General features: G+C 65.1%; 15 protein-coding genes. 12 read left to right on the forward strand and 3 right to left on the reverse strand.

Features of this window, described 5'->3' with window-relative positions; translation table 11 throughout:
• Together LPZ50_RS03255 and LPZ50_RS03260 are read left to right on the forward strand one after the other, a co-directional pair.
• Positions 1-578, forward strand: a 578-nt coding sequence (locus tag LPZ50_RS03255) for an HlyD family efflux transporter periplasmic adaptor subunit (protein WP_230657474.1), incomplete at its 5' end; no start/stop codon positions are given.
• Entirely contained in the window at positions 575-2164 is a 1590-nt protein-coding gene (locus tag LPZ50_RS03260; RefSeq protein WP_230657478.1) for a DHA2 family efflux MFS transporter permease subunit, read from the forward strand. The genes LPZ50_RS03255 and LPZ50_RS03260, both read left to right, overlap by 4 nt.
• 73 nt (positions 2165-2237) lie before the next feature.
• On the opposite strand, the gene LPZ50_RS03265 is transcribed toward LPZ50_RS03260, so the two are convergent.
• Positions 2238-3308 (reverse strand): tartrate dehydrogenase, encoded by a 1071-nt coding sequence (locus LPZ50_RS03265; RefSeq protein ID WP_230657479.1) that lies wholly within the window; start codon positions 3306-3308, stop codon positions 2238-2240.
• 63 nt (positions 3309-3371) lie between these two features.
• Entirely contained in the window at positions 3372-4922 is a 1551-nt protein-coding gene (locus LPZ50_RS03270; protein WP_230657480.1) for a PLP-dependent aminotransferase family protein, read from the reverse strand.
• Positions 4923-5213: 291 nt separating this feature from the next.
• Between LPZ50_RS03270 and LPZ50_RS03275 the strand changes: the two genes are divergently transcribed.
• The 7 genes from LPZ50_RS03275 to LPZ50_RS03305 all read left to right on the forward strand — a co-directional run bounded on the left by LPZ50_RS03275 (position 5214) and on the right by LPZ50_RS03305 (position 12707).
• The gene (locus LPZ50_RS03275) at positions 5214-6788 is read left to right on the forward strand and encodes an ABC transporter substrate-binding protein (RefSeq protein ID WP_230657483.1); all 1575 of its coding nucleotides are present in this window, start codon (positions 5214-5216) and stop codon (positions 6786-6788) included.
• 96 nt (positions 6789-6884) lie between these two features.
• A complete protein-coding gene (locus LPZ50_RS03280) occupies positions 6885-7889 on the forward strand; it encodes an ABC transporter permease (protein ID WP_230657486.1) in 1005 nt (334 codons plus the stop codon).
• Complete coding sequence (locus LPZ50_RS03285; RefSeq protein WP_230657490.1) at positions 7886-8725, forward strand: ABC transporter permease; 840 nt, start codon at positions 7886-7888, stop codon at positions 8723-8725. Before LPZ50_RS03280 ends, LPZ50_RS03285 begins: the two co-directional genes overlap by 4 nt.
• A 9-nt stretch (positions 8726-8734) precedes the next feature.
• The gene (locus tag LPZ50_RS03290; RefSeq protein WP_230657493.1) at positions 8735-10375 is read left to right on the forward strand and encodes an ABC transporter ATP-binding protein; all 1641 of its coding nucleotides are present in this window, start codon (positions 8735-8737) and stop codon (positions 10373-10375) included.
• Positions 10376-10400: 25 nt separating this feature from the next.
• Positions 10401-10685, forward strand: a complete 285-nt coding sequence (locus LPZ50_RS03295) for a cupin domain-containing protein (protein ID WP_230657495.1) — start codon at positions 10401-10403, stop codon at positions 10683-10685.
• A gap of 41 nt (positions 10686-10726) precedes the next feature.
• On the forward strand, positions 10727-11794 hold the full coding sequence (locus tag LPZ50_RS03300; RefSeq protein WP_230657502.1) for a histone deacetylase family protein: 1068 nt from the start codon (positions 10727-10729) through the stop codon (positions 11792-11794).
• Between the two features lie 28 nt (positions 11795-11822).
• Positions 11823-12707, forward strand: a complete 885-nt coding sequence (locus tag LPZ50_RS03305; RefSeq protein ID WP_230657505.1) for a DMT family transporter — start codon at positions 11823-11825, stop codon at positions 12705-12707.
• On the opposite strand, the gene hemN is transcribed toward LPZ50_RS03305, so the two are convergent.
• On the reverse strand, positions 12704-14098 hold the full coding sequence (gene hemN / locus LPZ50_RS03310; RefSeq protein ID WP_230657508.1) for an oxygen-independent coproporphyrinogen III oxidase: 1395 nt from the start codon (positions 14096-14098) through the stop codon (positions 12704-12706). The genes LPZ50_RS03305 and hemN overlap by 4 nt on opposite strands.
• Positions 14099-14263: 165 nt before the next feature.
• On the opposite strand from hemN, the gene LPZ50_RS03315 reads away from it, so the two are divergent.
• From LPZ50_RS03315 to LPZ50_RS03325, 3 genes are all read left to right on the forward strand, one after another.
• Positions 14264-16252 (forward strand): ribonucleoside triphosphate reductase, encoded by a 1989-nt coding sequence (locus tag LPZ50_RS03315; protein WP_230657511.1) that lies wholly within the window; start codon positions 14264-14266, stop codon positions 16250-16252.
• Between the two features lie 74 nt (positions 16253-16326).
• Positions 16327-16509 (forward strand): anaerobic ribonucleoside-triphosphate reductase, encoded by a 183-nt coding sequence (gene nrdD / locus LPZ50_RS03320; protein WP_230657514.1) that lies wholly within the window; start codon positions 16327-16329, stop codon positions 16507-16509.
• Positions 16472-17233 (forward strand): anaerobic ribonucleoside-triphosphate reductase activating protein, encoded by a 762-nt coding sequence (locus tag LPZ50_RS03325; RefSeq protein WP_230657517.1) that lies wholly within the window; start codon positions 16472-16474, stop codon positions 17231-17233. Before nrdD ends, LPZ50_RS03325 begins: the two co-directional genes overlap by 38 nt.
• The last annotated feature ends 79 nt before the right edge of the window (positions 17234-17312 follow it).

Here is a 17312-nt window from a genome sequence, read left to right on the forward strand (position 1 = left end):
GCCAGGCCGCGGCCAGGCTGCGCGATGCCTGGCTGGCCCAGTCGCGTACCTTGCTGCCCGCGCCGGTGGACGGCCTGATCGCCCGCCGCAGCGTGCAAGTCGGCCAGCGCGTGGCGCCAGGCGCCACGCTCATGAACGTAGTGCCGCTGAACCAGGTATGGGTCGAGGCCAACTTCAAGGAAGGCCAGCTGCGCCACATGCATCCCGGCCAGGCTGCCACGCTGACGGCCGACATGTACGGCAGCGCTGTCGAATACCACGGCACCGTGGTCGGACTAGATGCCGGCACGGGCAGCGCCTTCGCCCTGCTGCCCGCACAGAATGCCACGGGCAACTGGATCAAAGTGGTGCAGCGCGTACCCGTGCGCATTGAACTGGACCCCCAGGAACTGCAGGCGCATCCGCTGCGCGTAGGTCTGTCCATGGATGTCGAAGTCGACATCAGCCAGGACGGCGGCCAGCTGGAGCCGCTGCCGCAGCGCCATGAACCGGCCTGGTCCACGCAGGCGTTCAGCGACACGCAGGCCGAGGCCGACGCCCTGATCGCGAAGATCATCAAGGCCAACCTGGCATCATGAGCGACGCGCCCCGGTCATCCGCCGCGGGCGGCGCGCCGCCGCCGCTCGAAGGCGCCACCCGCATCATCGGGTCGATCGCGCTGTCGACAGCCGTGTTCATGAACGTGCTGGACACCTCGATCGCCAACGTATCCATTCCCACGATATCGGGCGACCTGGGGGTCAGCACCAGCCAGGGTACCTGGGTCATCACGTCGTTTGCCGTCGCCAACGCCATCACGGTGCCGCTGACCGGCTGGCTGACCCAGCGTTTCGGCCAGGTGCGCCTGTTCCTGATCTCTACCCTGCTGTTCGTGGTGGCCTCGTGGCTATGCGGTTTTTCTCCCTCGCTGGAAGCGCTGATCGCTTTCCGCGTGCTGCAAGGCGCGGTCGCGGGGCCGATGATCCCGCTATCGCAGGCCCTGATGCTGGCCAGTTTTCCAAAATCCAAGTCCGGCATGGCATTGGCGGTGTGGTCCATGACCACGTTGGTGGCCCCGGTGGCGGGGCCATTGCTGGGCGGCTGGATATCCGATAACTACACTTGGCCGTGGATTTTCTACATCAATGTGCCGGTAGGCCTGCTGGCGGCGTGGATCAGCTGGCGGGTCTACCGCGACCGCGAATCGGCCACGCGCAAGCTGCCCATCGACAAGGTGGGGCTGGTGCTGCTGGTGGTGTGGGTAGGAGCCCTGCAGATCATGCTGGACAAGGGCAAGGAACTGGACTGGTTCGCCAGTCCGGTCATCCTGGCACTGGCCCTGGTAGCCTTCGTGGCCTTCGTGTTCTTCTTGATCTGGGAGCTGACCGACGCCCATCCCATCGTGGACTTGCGCCTGTTCAAAGAGCGCAATTTCACCGTGGGCGCCCTGACGCTGGCCGTGGCCTATGGCGTGTTCTTCGGCAACGTCGTGCTGCTGCCTTTGTGGCTGCAGAGCAATATGGGCTATACCGCCACCTATGCGGGCCTGGTCACCGCGCCGGTCGGCCTGCTGGCCATCCTGCTCACCCCCATCGTCGGCAAGATGCTGGCCACGCGCGACCCCCGCCAGCTGGTCACGGTGGCCTTCCTGATTTTCGCGGTGGTGTGCTTCATGCGCGCCGGCTTCAACCCGCAGGTCGACATGCGCACGCTGATGATTCCCACGATCGTCCAGGGCGCGGCCATGGCGGCATTCTTCGTGCCCCTGACCTCCATCACCCTGTCGGGGCTCGAGCCGTGGCGCATTCCGGCGGCGTCGGGCCTGTCGAACTTCCTGCGCTTGACGGCGGGCGCATTCGGCACGTCTATCGCCACCACGCTATGGGAAAACCGGGCCTCGCAGCACCACGCCCGCCTGACGGAAATCGCCTCGCCCGGGCACCAGCCGTTCGACCAGGCGCTCTCGACCCTGCAAAACGCCCTGGGTCTGTCTCACCAAGAGGCCATCACGCGGCTGGACGGCATGATCAACACACAAGCGTTCACCATGTCGGCGCTGGACGTGTTCTATGCATCGGGAGTGATCTTCGTCCTGCTGACCGGCCTGGTGTGGTTCGCGCACGGCCGGGACAAGACATCCGCCAGCGGCGGCGGTGCCGCCGAGGCAGCCGCAGGAGCGCACTGACCCGCCGCTGGCAGCGGGTCGGCGCGGAACTTGCCGGGTGCCTGGCTCCCGCGGGGGCCAGGCACCGGCCAGATCAGCCCGCCGCCACCAGTTCGGCAATCGCCTTGCCCACGTCCTGCGTGGACGCCTTGCCCTTCATGTCGGGCGTGCGCGGCCCTTCGGCCAGCACTTTCTCGATGGCATCGACCACCGCCTTGGACGCCTGGGGATAGCCCAGGAAGTCCAGCATCAGGGCGCCGCTCCAGATCTGCCCGATCGGGTTGGCAATACCCTTGCCATAGATATCGGGCGCCGAACCATGCACGGGCTCGAACAGCGAGGGGAACTTGCGGTCGGGATTCAGATTGGCCGACGGCGCAATACCGATCGTGCCGGTGCAAGCCGGGCCCAGGTCCGAGAGGATGTCGCCGAACAGATTCGATGCCACCACCACATCGAACCAGTCCGGATGCTGCACGAAGTGCGCGCACAGAATATCGATGTGGTATTTGTCCCAGCGCACGTCGGGATACTGCTTGGCCACATCGGCTACCCGCTCATCCCACCAGGGCATGGAAATGGAAATGCCGTTCGACTTGGTGGCGGCCGTCAGGTGCTTGCCGCGCTTCTGGGCCAGCTCGAAGGCGAACTTCAGTACCCGGTCGGCACCCACGCGGGTGAACACGCTTTCCTGGATCACCACCTCACGCTCGGTACCCGCGAACAGGCGGCCGCCGCTGTTCGAATACTCACCCTCGGTGTTCTCGCGCACGATGAAGAAGTCGATATCGCCCGGCTTGCGGTCGGCCAACGGCGAGGGCACACCCGGCATCAGGCGCACCGGCCGCAGGTTGATGTACTGGTCGAAATCGCGGCGGAAGCGGAACAGGGAACCCCACAGCGCCTCGTGGTCGGGCACGGTGGCGGGCCAGCCGATGGCGCCGAAGAAAATGGCCTCGTGGCCGCCGATCTGCGCGGCCCAGTCATCGGGCATCATTTTGCCGTGCTTGGCGTAGTAGTCGCAGCTCCAGTCGAACTGGTCCCACTGGAAGCCTATGCCGAACCGCGAGGCCGCGGCATCCAGTACGCGCAGGCCTTCGGGCACCACTTCCTTGCCGATGCCGTCTCCGGGAATGACCGCGATTTTGTGTGTAGTTGCTGCCACCTATGTTCTCCAATTGATGTCCAAACCTGATCCGGCGCGCCAGCGGCGGGGGCCAAGGCCCGGCTAGGCGCCGCTCCACGCCTCGGCGTTCAGTTTATCGCTGTATACAGCCTTGCGCTGCGAACGTTGTACATGGTCCAGCGCCGGGGTAATGACCTGCACCAGTTTGTCGAATGCGGGATGGATCTCTTCTTCGGGCACACAGGCGTAGCCCAGCAGCACGCCAGGGCGTGCTTCGCGCTCGCTGGCGTAGTAGCGCGACAGAGGCCGCGCGTGCAGGCCCAATGTGCGCGCGGCAATGGAAATGCCCAGGTCGTCGACGCCGTCGGGCAGGTGCATCACCAGATGCAGGCCCGCTTCGTGCGTGGAAATCGGCCAGTCCGCGCCGAACCGCCCGGTAATGGCCTCGCGCAACAGCGCCTGCCGTGCCGCGTAGCGCTGCTTCATGCGGCGGATATGGCTGGCGTAGTGCCCGCCCTCGATGAAGTCCGCCAGCACCGCCTGGTCCATCAGGCGCCCCTCGCGATACAACTCCGACAGACCCATCGCCGCGTGGCTGGCCAACGGCTTGGGCAACACCATATAGCCCAGCCGGAAACCGGGAAACAGTGTCTTCGAGAACGTGCCCACATACAGTACCCGGTCGTGCTGGTCCAGCCCCTGCAGCGATGCGATGGGCCGTCCGTCGAAGCGGAACTCGCTGTCGTAGTCGTCCTCGATGATCCAGGCGCCGCGCGTGTGGGCGTATTCCAGCAGCATGCGCCGGCGCGCCAGGCTCATGACCATGCCCAACGGGTACTGGTGCGACGGTGTCACGAAAATAAAGCGCGGCGGATCGCGCAGTTGCTGCGGGCTGGGCGCCATGCCCTCATCGTCCACCGCCACCGGCACGGGCGCAATGCCGCAGGCCACCAGGGTGGACCGCGCGCCCCAATAACCGGGGTTTTCCATCCAGGCCGTGTTGCCGTGGTCACCGAGCAGCCGGGCCAGCAGGCTCAGCGATTGATGAATGCCGCTGGTCAGCACGATCTGGTCGGCCTCGCACTTTACCGAGCGCGACAGCCGCAAGTGTTCGGCCAGCGCGCGGCGCAGCGGCAGGTATCCCGCCCCATGCGCGTAGGTCAGCAACTCGGGCTGGGCCTGCCGCCAACGGCGCCCCTGCAGCCTGGCCCATACCGCGCGCGGAAACAACGACACATCCGGCACCCCCGGCACGAACGCACCCCACTGGCGGTCCGAGGCAGAAGCCTCATGCACCAGGCGCGAGCCCCGCCGCGACAAGGCAAACTGCGGCAGGGCCGTCCCCTGGGCCTGCCCGTCGGGCGCGGCGGCCTGCTGCATGGCGGGCACGGTATCGGAAACATAGGTACCACTTCCAAATACCGACACCAGGTACCCTTCGGCCAGCAACTGATCGTAAGCATGCAGCACGGTATTGCGGGATAACCCTGTGTCCGACGCCAGCGCCCGCGTGGCCGGCAGCTTGGTGCCGGCCGGCACGTCTCCGTCCAGGATGAGCGTACGCACGATGTCGTAGATCTGCCGGGACAGCGCGACCGGGGCGCGGCGCTCCAATCGCTGTAACAGGCACTCGGACAGAATCAGTTCTTTCAAAGTGGCACCAGAAACAAAAAACGATTTGGACCTATTGAGAGTACCAAATATCCGATACGCTGCCTCAGCGCAAGCAGAAACGTCCATAGAAATGCCAAGGGGAAACCATGCAGCCGGACTTGCCGCAACTTGCCGCCTCACCCCCTGGCCGGACGAAGGCCAGCGCCGCGTCGTACCTTGTTTTACCTGTTCCAACCGCAGCACCCGAGTAGCCGGGGTGGTACGGCGGCCGCTTATGCACAGGAGCCCAGCGCCGTCCGCCCTCCTTCCATTCAAGCCCGGAGGTTCATAGTGAAACTGACAACACGCCTCAAACTGTCGCTAGGCGCGCTGGCCCTGGCAAGCATCCTACCCACCGCGGCCTCGCAGGCGCAGACGCGCGGCGGTACGCTCAGCATGATCGTGCAGCCCGAGCCGCCGATTCTGATTCCGGCCATGAACCAGCAGGCTCCCACCCAGTTCGTGGCGGGCAAGATCTACGAAAGCCTGCTGACGTATTCGTTCGACCTGAAGCCGCAGCCCGGCCTGGCCAAGAGCTGGGAAGTCGCGCCCGACGGGCTGGCCTACACCTTCCATCTGCAAGAAGGCGTGAAATGGCACGATGGCAAGCCCTTTACCGCCGATGACGTGGTGTTCTCGCTGACCGAACTGCTGCCCAAGACGCACGCCCGCGCGCGCGTCATCCTGGGGCGCTACCTGGACAAGGTCGAGAAGGTTGACGACCACACGGTCACCATCCGCCTGAAGACGCCCTTCCCGGCCTTCATGCTGATGTTCGAACCCGGGTTCGCGCCCATGATGCCCAAGCACATCTATGCCGGCACCGACTACATGAAGAACCCGGCCAACCAGAAGCCGGTAGGCACGGGCCCGTTCATGTTCAAGGAATGGAAGCGCGGCGAATACATCAAGCTCGAGCGCAATCCGAATTACTGGAAACAGGGCCAGCCCTACCTGGACGAACTCGTCTTCAACGTGATCCCCGACTCGGCGTCCCGCGCGGTGGCGTTCGAGCGCGGCAGCGTGGACGTGCTGCGCGGCGGCGACGTCGACAACGTCGACGTCAAGCGCCTGCGCGCCCTGCCCAACGTCGAATACACCACCAAGGGCTGGGAGATGTTCTCGCCCCAGGCCTACCTGATGTTCAACATGCGCACGCCGCCGCTGGACAACGTCAAGGTGCGCCAGGCGGTCATGGCGGCGCTGAACCGCAAGCTCATCGTCAACAACATCTTCTTCGGCCTGGGCAAAGTCGCCACCAGCCCGTTCGTCACGACGGAAATGTTCTATGACAAGAACATGCCCGCCATAGACTTCGACATGAAGAAGGCGCGCGCGCTGATCAAGGAATCCGGCATAGACCCCAGCGCCTACACCCTGCGCTTCCTCAGTTTTCCGTACGGATCCACCTGGGACCGCCTGGGCGAATACGTCAAGCAGTCCATGGAGCAGCTGGGCTTCAACATTACGGTGGAAGCCACCGATGCCGGCGGCTGGGCCAGCCGCACCGGCAACTGGGATTTCGACCTGACCCTGAACTACACCTACCAGTACGGCGATCCGGCGCTGGGCGTGCAGCGCCTGTACGCCGCAGCCAATATGGTCAAGGGTTCGCCATTTGCCAATGTGCAGGGCTACAACAACCCTGAAGCCGACAAGCTGTGGACAGCGGCCGCATCGGAAGTAGACCCCGCCAAGCGCCAGGAGCTCTACACCAAGATCCAGACCATCCTGGTCAACGACGTGGCCAACGGGTTCCTGGTCGACATGGAATTCCCGACGCTGTATCGCGGCAACGTCAAGAACCTGGTGCAGACCGCCATCGGCATGAACGAGACGTTCGCCGACGTCTATATCGAGAAATAAAGACGGGCTGGCCCGGTACGCCGCGGACCGGTCCGTGGCGTACCGCCGCAACCCTCGGCCCCGGGGGCCGCGGCGTTCCGATGGAGATTGCACTGCATGAAATTCCTGTCCTTCTTTATCTCGCGCGCGGGCAAGGCCTTGATGGTGGTGCTGGGCGTGGTCATCATCAACTTCTTCATGATCCGCCTGGCGCCTGGCGACCCTGCTGCCGTGCTGGCCGGCCAGGCCGGCGCGGGCGACCCCACCTACCTGGCCAACCTGCGGGCCGAATTCGGCCTGGACCAACCGCTGCTGACGCAGCTGTGGCTGTATCTGAAAGGCGTGGTCCAGCTTGACCTGGGCTTCTCGTACCGCAATCACGTACCCGTGCTGGACCTGATCCTGGAGCGCCTGCCGGCCACCTTCCTGCTGATGTCCTGCGCGTTCCTGTTCTCCATCGTATTCGGCGTACTGCTCGGTGTCGTGGCTGCCAAGGCGCGCTACCGCAACAAGCGCCGCTGGATCGACAGCACGGTCATGACGGGCGCGCTGCTGCTGTACGCCACGCCGCTGTTCTGGCTGTCGCTGATGGGCATCTTGCTGTTCTCGGTGATGCTGGGCTGGCTGCCTGCCTTCGGCATGGAATCCGTCGGCACCCAGTTCACGGGCTGGGCACGCGTGCAGGACATCGCCATGCACCTGGTGCTGCCCACCATCACCCTGGGCTGCTTTTTCATGGCCGTATATGTCCGCCTGACGCGCGCCTCGATGCTCGAAGTAATAGGCATGGACTTCGTGAAAACCGCAAGGGCCAAGGGGGTCAGCCCCAATCGCGTGATCCGTGCCCACGTGCTGCGCAACGCCCTTCTGCCGGTGGTCACGTTCGCAGGCATCCAGCTTGGCCAGATGGCCGGTGGGGCAGTATTGACCGAAACCGTGTTCGCCTGGCCCGGTATCGGCCGGCTGATGTTCGATGCGCTGCTGCAGCGCGACTACCAATTACTGCTGGGCATTTTCCTGGTGACGTCCGTGATGGTGGTGGTGTTCAACCTGCTGACCGACATGCTGTACAGGTTGATAGACCCGCGCATCGCAGCGGGCTCGCAGGAGGGTTCCGCATGAACGCGTTCCTGAAGCGCTATATGCGCAATTATGGCGCGGTGGCCGGCCTGCTTGTCATGCTGGTGGTGGTGGCCACCGCCCTGGCCGCCCCGCTGCTGTACCCGGAATCGCCCTGGATGATGGTGGCCGACCCGCTCATCAAACCCTTCACCGACCCGGCCTATCCATTCGGCACCGACATGCTGGGCCGTGACATTACGGCCGGGCTGGTGTGGGGCGCTCGCGTTTCCCTGCTGGTAGGCCTGCTGTCAACTGGCGTGGCCCTGCTGTTCGGCATATTGGTTGGCGCCGTAGCGGGATATTGCGGCGGGCGCATCGACGACGCGCTGATGCGTTTCACCGAATTTTTCCAGACCATCCCGCAACTGGCCATGGCCGTGGTACTGGTGGCCGTGCTGAGCCCCACCGTGTATTCCATCATGGGAGCGATCGCCCTGGTATCGTGGCCTCCGGCCGCGCGCCTGGTGCGTTCCGAGTTCATGACATTGAAGCAGCGCGAATTCGTGCAGGCCGCCATCGTCATCGGCCAAAGGCCCTCGCGCATCGTCTGCACCCAGATTCTGCCCAATGCCATGTCGCCCATCATCGTCTCGGCATCCTTCATGGTGGCCACCGCCATCCTCACGGAATCGGCGCTGTCGTTCCTGGGATTGGGCGACCGCAACCTGATGAGCTGGGGCTTCATGATAGGCGCAGCGCGCACCATGATCCGCGAGGCCTGGTGGATGAGCGTATGGCCTGGCGTGGCCATCCTCCTGACGGTGCTGGCCATCAACCTGATCGGCGAAGGCCTGAACGATGCCCTCAACCCCCAACTGCGCAAGCGCGGCGAATAGGAGGACGGCATGAACGACACTACGCCCCTGCTCTCAGTACGCAACCTGACCATCGCGCTGCCCGCCGGCGGCGACCGCCAGTACGCGGTGCGCGACATCTCGTACGACGTGCGCGCTGGCGAGATCCTGTGCATCGTGGGCGAATCCGGCTCGGGAAAGTCCATGAGCGCCAATGCCATCATGGGCTTGCTGCCCGACTACCTGGCGCCGCAGCGCGGCCAGATCCTGCTGCAGGGTACCGACCTGCTCAGACAGGACGAAGTCCGCCTGCAGGCCATGCGCGGCAAAGACATGGCCATGATCTTCCAGGAACCCCTGTCGGCCTTGAACCCGCTCATGACCGTGGGCGAGCAGATCGCCGAAGTCCTGCGCGTGCATGGCGCCTACCCCGGCCCGGCCCGCCAGCGGCGTGTGCTGGAACTGCTGGAATTCGTCGGCCTGCCCGACCCTGCCACTCTGTACCAGGTTTATCCGTTCCGCCTCTCCGGCGGGCAGCGCCAGCGCGTCATGATCGCCATGGCCCTGGCCCTGGAACCCGCACTGCTGATCGCAGACGAGCCCACCACCGCGCTGGATGTCACGACCCAGGCGCAGATTCTGGCGTTGATCGCCCGCATCCAGAAGGAAAAAGGCATGGGCGTGATGTTCGTCACGCACGACTTCGGAGTAGTGGCCGAGATCGCGCATCGCGTGGCGGTCATGGAACGCGGCGAGCTGGTCGAGCAAGGCCCGGCCGAACAGATCCTGAACTCCCCGCGGCACCCCTACACCCAGCGCCTGATCGGCGCGGTACCGCGCCGCCGCGCCCAGGCCAGCGATGCGCGCCAGGCCAGCCCGCCAATACTGGAGGTGCGCAATCTCAGCAAGACCTACGTCACGGGCCGCGGCTGGTTCGGCCACAAGCGCGTGGTGCGCGCGGTCGACGGGGTCAGCTTCTCGATAAGGCGCGGCGAGACCTTGGGCATCGTGGGCGAATCCGGGTCGGGCAAATCCACCATAGGCAAATGCCTGCTCAAACTCATCGGCATCAATGGCGGGGAACTCATTTTCGACGGCCGCGACATCGCCGGCCTGAGCGAAAGCCAGTTCCGGCCATTGCGCAAAGATATCCAGATGATCTTCCAGGATCCCTTCGCCTCGCTGAACCCGCGCCACACGGTCGGCCGCATCATCAGCGACGGCCCGGTGGCCAGCGGAACACCGCGCGCCCAGGCCGAAGCCCGCGCGCGCGAACTGCTGGACCTGGTGGGGCTGGACGCCTCGGCCTTCGACCGCTACCCCAACCAGTTTTCGGGCGGCCAGCGCCAGCGCATCGGCATCGCCCGCGCCCTGGCGCTGGAGCCGAAGATACTCGTGGCCGATGAATCGGTGTCGGCGCTGGATGTCTCGGTGCAGGCCCAGGTGCTGCAACTGCTGCACCGGCTGCAGCAACAACTGCAGATCGCGCTGATCTTCATCACCCACGACTTGCGCGTGGCCGCGCAGATCTGCAACGCGGTGCTGGTCATGCACCAGGGCAAGGTCGTCGAATACGGCAGTCCGGCCCAGATCTTCGACCAGCCGCGCGATGCTTACACGCAGAAACTGATAGCGGCGGTACCCGGCCAGCATTGGGATCCGCCGGCCTCCCTGCAAGCGGAGCCCGCATGACCCCTCACTCCCACGGAGACACTCCATGACCCGTCCCGGCGCAGTGCCCACGGTACAGATCGACAACGAGCAGGTGCGTGTCACCGAATGGCGATTCCCCCCTGGCGGAGAAACCGGCTGGCATCGACACGGCATGCCGTATGTCGTGGTGCCGCAGACTACCGGCCCGCTGCTTCTGGAAACGGCGGACGGCCCCGTCACCAGCGCATTGACTTCCGGCGTGGCGTATTACCGGCCCGTCGGCATCGAACACAACGTCATCAACCCAGGCGACGCCGAGTTTGTCTTCGTCGAGATCGAGATCAAGTAGCCACCAGGGTGCGTCCCGCCACCAGAGCCGCGAGTAGAGACATGAAGGCTTACTTTTCCGAAGACCAGCTGCTGCACGAACCGCAGCAGTTCATGCGGCTGGGTCGCCTGTGCGCCCCCACCGATACGCCGGCCCGTGCGGAAACCCTGTGTGCGCTGCTGGCCACGCGCGGCATCACGGTAACCGCCCCGCCCGACTACGGCCGCGCGCCCCTGCATGGCGTGCACAGCCCGGACTATCTCGATTTCCTTGAACACGCCCACATGCGCTGGCTGGATCTGCGTGCCAACGGCCTGAACCCCGGCTGCGAAGTGCTGCCCAATCTGGCCCCGTACTACAGTGGCCAGGCCGAACAGCCCGAACGGGGACCCTGCCCGTCCCCGTCCGTCGTGGCGCAGGCCGGCTACTACCTGGGCGACCTATCCTGCCCCATAGGGCCCCACACCTGGCGCTCGGCCTTGCGCTCCACCCACAGCGCCGTGGCCGCCGCCGACTGGGTGGCGCAGCACCAGGGCGTGGCCTATGCGCTATGCCGCCCCTCCGGCCACCACGCACACCGCGACCGCGCCTCGGGTTTCTGCTACCTGAACAGCAGCGCCGCCGCCGCGCAGCACCTGCTGCAAACCTATGACCGCGTTGCCGTCCTGGACGTGGATGCCCATCATGGCGACGGCACCCAGCAGATCTTCTACCAGCGGCCCGATGTCATGACCCTGTCGCTGCATGCAGACCCCGCCGGCTATTATCCCTTCTACACGGGTTACGCCCACGAACGCGGCTACGGCAGCGGCCATGGCTACAACCTGAACTTCCCCCTCGCCCACGGCGCAGACAACACCGTCTTCCTGGCCGCGCTGGATCTGGCGCTCGAAGCGCTGCGCGATTACCGCCCGCGCGCCCTGGTACTGCCCCTGGGATTCGACACCTACAAAGACGACCCCATCAGCGTGCTGTCGCTGGATCTCGATGCCTACCGGCATATCGGCGAGCGCGTCAACGGGCTGGGCCTGCCCACCGTGGTCGTGCAGGAAGGCGGCTATCTGGTCGATGCCATCGGCCCCGCCCTGGACGCCTTCCTGCAGGGCATGGCCCTGGCCACCTCTCATTAACCGGTACGCCCACCGCCTTCCCGCGCCCATGGCCTCTCCCGCCGCAGCCTCGCCCGCCCCCACTATTTCGCCGGGCGCGGGCATTGCCCTGTACCTGACAGCCCTGGTGTGCTTTGCCAGCTTCGATGCTGCCGTCAAGCATCTGCTCGCCTTCTACCCCGCGCCATTCCTGAACATCATGCGCTATCTGGCGGTGGCCACGATCGGCGTCTTCCTGGTTCTGCGGCACGGCCTGCCGCGGCCGTCGGCCACCCCCGACATGGGCCTGCTGCTGCTGCGCGGCCTCATGCTGGGCACGGTCGGCACCTGCTTCATGACGGCGCTCATCTGGATGCCGCTGTCCGAAGCCACCGCCATTTACTTCACGTCGCCGTTGATCGTGGTGGCATTGTCGCCATGGCTGCTGCGCGAACAGGTGGGCCCGCGCCAGTGGGGCGCGGTGGGCCTGGGCTGCATCGGCATGCTGATGATCGTGCGCCCGGGCTCCAGCCTGCCGTGGCTGGGCACGGTGCTGATGGCGGTCGCCGCGGCCAGCTACGCGGTGTTCCAGATACTCACCCGCAAGCTGTCCGGGCGCGTGCCCAGCCATGTCCAATACGCCTACACGGCCTTTGTCTGCCTGGTCATCACGGCCATTCCCGCGCCGTTCTTCCTGCCCGATCCCTGGCCCGGCCTGGTCGACGGCCTGGCCATTGCCGCCTTGGGCATCACCAACGGGCTGGGGCAGATTCTGCTGATCGCGGCCTTCCGTCGCGTGCCCGCGTCGACGCTCGCCCCGCTGAATTACTGCCACCTGCTGATGGCCGTGGGATTCAGCACCTACGTGTTCGGGCGGCCGCCGGACATGATGGCCATGGCGGGCATGGCATCGATCGTGGCGGCGGGCCTGTTCCTGCTTTCCCGGCGGCCCTAGACGATGCGCGAATACTGCGCCTGGGTGCGGCGTTCGCGCAGATGGCGGTCGAAAACCATGGCCACGGCCCGCACAAAATACCAGCCCGTGCCGGTTACCTGGAACCTGCCGGCGGACTGTTGCACCAGGCCCATGCCAGCCAGGCCCTGCAGCGATTCCAGTTCGGTTGCGAAATACGATTCGAACACAATGCCATGCGCCCGTTCGATGCTGCTGAAATCCAGGCCGCCCTGGCACATGATGGCCATGATGACTTCGCGGCGCAGCAGGTCGTCGAGGCTCATGGCCAAGCCGCGCTCGATGGCAAATTCGCCCTGCTCGATACGCGCGTAGTAGTCGTCCAGTGTCTTGGCGTTCTGGCTGTAGGTGTCGCCCACCCGACCGATGGCCGATACGCCCAGGGCAATCAGTTCGCAGTCGGGTTGGGTGCTGTAGCCCTGGAAGTTGCGGTGCAAGGTGCCGGCGCGCTTGGCCCGGGCCAGGGCATCGTCGTGCAGGGCGAAATGATCCATGCCGATGTAGTCGTAGCCCGCCGCCAGAAAACGCGAAATGGCGGCGTCCAGCAGGCCGATGCGCGTTTCGCCGCTGGGCAGGTCGGCCGACACGATCCGGCGCTGCGGTTTGAAACGGTCCGGCAGGTGCGCATAGCCGTACAACGCAATGCGGTCGGGCCGCAACCCGCACACCTGGTCGATGGTGCGCGCGAAGGAATCCAGGGTTTGCAGCGGCAGGCCGTAGATCAGGTCCATGTTCACCGAGGCGAAACCGATCTCGCGGGCATCCAGCACCAGGTCGCGCACGCTCTCGTATGGCTGGATGCGATGCACCGCGCGCTGCACGTCGGGGTCGAAGTCTTGTACCCCGAAGCTCAGCCGGTTGAAGCCCAGCCGCGCCAGATGCAGCAAGCGCTGGGTGGAGGCCGTGCGGGGGTCGATTTCGATAGAGATCTCGGCATCGGGAAGCAGGCGGAAGTGGCCGCGCAGCGCGGCCATCAGGCGCTCGAGTTCGGCATCGTCCAGGAAGGTGGGCGTGCCGCCGCCCAAATGCAGTTGCGAGATGGGCTCGCGGTGCCCCAGCAAGGCAGCATGCAAGGCCATTTCGCGCTCCAGGGCGTCCAGGTAGCGCGCCGCGCGTTCGGGATGGCGCGTAATCACCTTGTTACAGGCGCAGTAGTAACACAGCGACTGGCAGAAAGGGATGTGCAGGTACAGGGACAGCGGCCCCGCTTTTTCGTCGGCGCTGCGCCGGGCGCGACCGGCAAGCGCGTCGCGGTACTGGGCGGGGCCGAAACCGGCCTGATAGCGGTCAGCGGTGGGATAGGAGGTATACCGAGGGCCGTTCTTGTCAAGGCGGGCCAGGATGTCGCGCGAGAACGAGGGGGGCGATTGCATGGAGCCATTATGCGAGCCCGTGCCTTATTTACCTTGATAAATCGCAAATAAAAGCAAGATCCACACACTGCTTGCGCAGCATCAAACGCACGACCGAGAACGCGGGCGCGACCACATCATGTAGTAGTAGGCTAGCCAGGTCGCTACCACATGAAGTATTTCGCCATGATTCCTCAGCAAATCCTTAAGCGCGACGGCCGCGTCGCCGAGTTCGATGGCGCCAAGATCGTCCAGGCCATCGCCGCCGCCGGCCAGGCCACCGGCGAGGTCGACCCCGCCGCCGCCGAGATCCTGGGCGCGCGCGTGGCCGCCCATCTGGCGGGTTACCCCTGCCCCGGCATTGAAACCATCCAGAATCTGGTCGAAGAGGCCCTGGTCCAGGCCGGATGCTGGCGCACGGCCCGCGCCTACATCGTCTACCGCGAACAGCACGCGCGCCTGCGGTCGCTGCGCCATACGCTGGTCGACGTCGAAAGCGCCATGGAAGAATACCTGGATCAGCGCGACTGGCGGGTCAACGCCAACGCCAACCAGGGTTATAGCTTGGGCGGCCTGATCCTGAACGTGGCCGGCAAGGTCACCGCCAACTACTGGCTGTCGCATGTGTACAGTCCCGCGGCCGGGCAGGCGCATCGCGAAGGCGACATCCATATCCATGACCTTGACATGCTCAGCGGCTACTGCGCCGGGTGGTCGCTACGCCAGCTGCTTACCGAAGGCTTCAACGGCATACCAGGCAAAGTCGAGGCCACGCCGCCGCGCCATATGTCTGCGGCAATCGGCCAGATCGTCAATTTCCTCGGCACGCTGCAAAACGAATGGGCCGGCGCCCAGGCCTTCAGTTCGTTCGATACCTACATGGCCCCCTTCGTACGGCGCGACAACATGCGCTATGCCGAGGTCAAGCAGGCCATGCAGGAACTGATCTACAACCTCAACGTGCCCAGCCGCTGGGGCACCCAGACGCCTTTTACCAACCTTACCTTCGACCTCACCTGCCCCGCCGACCTGCGCGAGCAAATCCCGTACATCGGCGGCGAAGAAATGCCTTTCCACTACGGCGACCTGCAGGCCGAAATGGACATGATCAACCGCGCCTACATCGAAGTCATGATGGCGGGCGACGCCAAGGGCCGCGTATTCACGTTTCCCATTCCCACCTACAACATCACCGCCGATTTCGACTGGAACCACCCCAACACCGAACTGCTGTTCGACATGACAGCCAAGTACGGGCTTCCGTACTTCCAGAATTTCCTGAACTCCGACCTGGAACCGCACATGGTGCGGTCCATGTGCTGCCGCCTGCAGCTCGACCTGCGCGAACTGCTCAAGCGCGGCAACGGCCTGTTCGGCTCGGCCGAGCAAACCGGTTCGGTGGGCGTGGTTACCATCAATTGCGCGCGGCTCGGCTACCGGCACGCCGGCGACGAAGCCGGCCTGCTCAGGCAGCTGGACACCCTGCTGGAACTGGGCCGCGACACCCTGGAAGTCAAGCGCAAGGTCGTGCAGCGCTATATCGACCAGGGTCTCTACCCATATACGCGGCGCTACCTGGGCACCTTGCGCAACCACTTCAGCACGCTGGGCGTGAACGGCATCAATGAAATGGTGCGCAATTTCAGCGCAGACGCCTACGACATCGCTTCGCCGCAGGGCCACGCGCTGGCGGTGCGCCTGCTCGACCACGTGCGCACACGCATGACCGAATTCCAAGAGGCCACTGGCCATCTGTACAACCTCGAGGCCACGCCCGCCGAGGGCACCACCTACCGGTTCGCCCGCGAAGACCGCAAGCGCTGGCCCGACATTCTCCAGGCGGGCACCGACGCCCAGCCTTACTACACCAATTCCAGCCAGTTGCCGGTGGGCTATACCGACGATCCCTACACGGCGCTGGCCATGCAGGAAACCCTGCAAGGCAAGTACACCGGCGGCACCGTGCTGCACCTGTACATGAACGAGGCCGTGTCCTCCGCCGCCGCGTGCCGCCAACTGGTGCGGCGCGCCCTCGAGAACTTCCGCCTGCCTTATATCACCATCACGCCCACGTTCTCCATCTGCCCCACGCACGGCTATTTGTCCGGCCACCACGAATACTGCCCCAAATGCGATGCCGAGTTGCTGTCGCGGCAACAGGCATGCTGCAGCTAGGCATACGCGAATGCCTGGCACCGCCGGCCCGGCAAGGCCGGGCCGGTTCTTCCTCCCCACTCAGGAGTCCACCCATGCAAGCACTGTCCCCTACCCGAAACATCCCCGCCCCCATCACGCTCGACAACAGCCAGCGCGTGCGCTGCGAAGTCTGGACGCGGGTCATGGGCTATCACCGCCCCGTCACGTCATTCAATACCGGCAAGCAGGGCGAATTCAATGAGCGCCGCTTCTTCACCGAACAACGTGCCTCCTAAGCCCGTCCAGTCCGCCTCCCGCCGGGTTCCCCTTCCCGGCTGGGAAGCGGCGGTGCCACGCGGCGAACCCTCCATCGGGGGGTTCGTACCCTTTTCCACCGTAGACTGGCCCGGCACACTATCGGCCGTGGTCTTCATCGCCGGCTGCCCGTGGCGCTGCGGCTATTGCCATAACCCCCACCTGCAAATACGCGGGGGCCACTACCACTGGAAATCTATCGTCGAGTTTCTGCGCGGGCGCCAAGGCCTGCTCGACGGTGTGGTGTTCTCCGGCGGCGAACCCCTCAGCGAACCCCTGCTGCCCCAGATGATCCGCACCGCGCGGTCTCTCGGGCTGCGCGTGGCCCTGCATACCGCCGGTATTTATCCGTCGCGCCTGCAAGACGTGCTTCCCTGCCTGGACTGGGTAGGCATGGACATCAAGGCGGACGCCGCCGGCTACGACCTGCTCACCGGCCGCAACGGCAGCCACGCCGCCACTCAGGCCTGCCTGGACATCCTGCTGCGCGGCCAGGCCATCTTCGAATGCCGCACCACCTGGAGCCCGCAGTGGCTAAGCGAACCCGCCCTGCTGGCCCTGGCCCGGCACCTGTCCGCGCGCGGGGTGCGCCACTACGCCGTGCAAAACCACCGTGGCGCGCCCGGCGCCGCGCCATCCGCCGTACTCAGCCTTACAACCCAGAATACGCTGCGCTTGCTATTCGATTCTTTTGCCTATCGCTAAGGCCTGTTTGATTTTTCGCAACGCGCTCACTTTGCCGATCGCCTACCTTGGCGTCATCGCCCAAACTAGGGATTCCTGT

Origin of the sequence: Bordetella petrii (assembly GCF_020991325.1) — a bacterium.
Lineage (GTDB): Bacteria > Pseudomonadota > Gammaproteobacteria > Burkholderiales > Burkholderiaceae_B > Bordetella_A > Bordetella_A petrii_E.

What these genes read in the sequence shown, in the direction of transcription:
- LPZ50_RS03305 (WP_230657505.1), top strand. Translation starts at nt 11,823, where the DNA reads ATGGCCTCTCCCGCCGCAGCCTCGCCCGCCCCCACTATTTCGCCGGGC.
- LPZ50_RS03285 (WP_230657490.1), top strand. Translation starts at nt 7,886, where the DNA reads ATGAACGCGTTCCTGAAGCGCTATATGCGCAATTATGGCGCGGTGGCC.
- hemN (WP_230657508.1), bottom strand. Translation starts at nt 14,098, where the DNA reads ATGCAATCGCCCCCCTCGTTCTCGCGCGACATCCTGGCCCGCCTTGAC.
- LPZ50_RS03290 (WP_230657493.1), top strand. Translation starts at nt 8,735, where the DNA reads ATGAACGACACTACGCCCCTGCTCTCAGTACGCAACCTGACCATCGCG.
- LPZ50_RS03280 (WP_230657486.1), top strand. Translation starts at nt 6,885, where the DNA reads ATGAAATTCCTGTCCTTCTTTATCTCGCGCGCGGGCAAGGCCTTGATG.
- LPZ50_RS03260 (WP_230657478.1), top strand. Translation starts at nt 575, where the DNA reads ATGAGCGACGCGCCCCGGTCATCCGCCGCGGGCGGCGCGCCGCCGCCG.
- nrdD (WP_230657514.1), top strand. Translation starts at nt 16,327, where the DNA reads ATGCAAGCACTGTCCCCTACCCGAAACATCCCCGCCCCCATCACGCTC.
- LPZ50_RS03325 (WP_230657517.1), top strand. Translation starts at nt 16,472, where the DNA reads ATGAGCGCCGCTTCTTCACCGAACAACGTGCCTCCTAAGCCCGTCCAG.
- LPZ50_RS03300 (WP_230657502.1), top strand. Translation starts at nt 10,727, where the DNA reads ATGAAGGCTTACTTTTCCGAAGACCAGCTGCTGCACGAACCGCAGCAG.
- LPZ50_RS03295 (WP_230657495.1), top strand. Translation starts at nt 10,401, where the DNA reads ATGACCCGTCCCGGCGCAGTGCCCACGGTACAGATCGACAACGAGCAG.
- LPZ50_RS03315 (WP_230657511.1), top strand. Translation starts at nt 14,264, where the DNA reads ATGATTCCTCAGCAAATCCTTAAGCGCGACGGCCGCGTCGCCGAGTTC.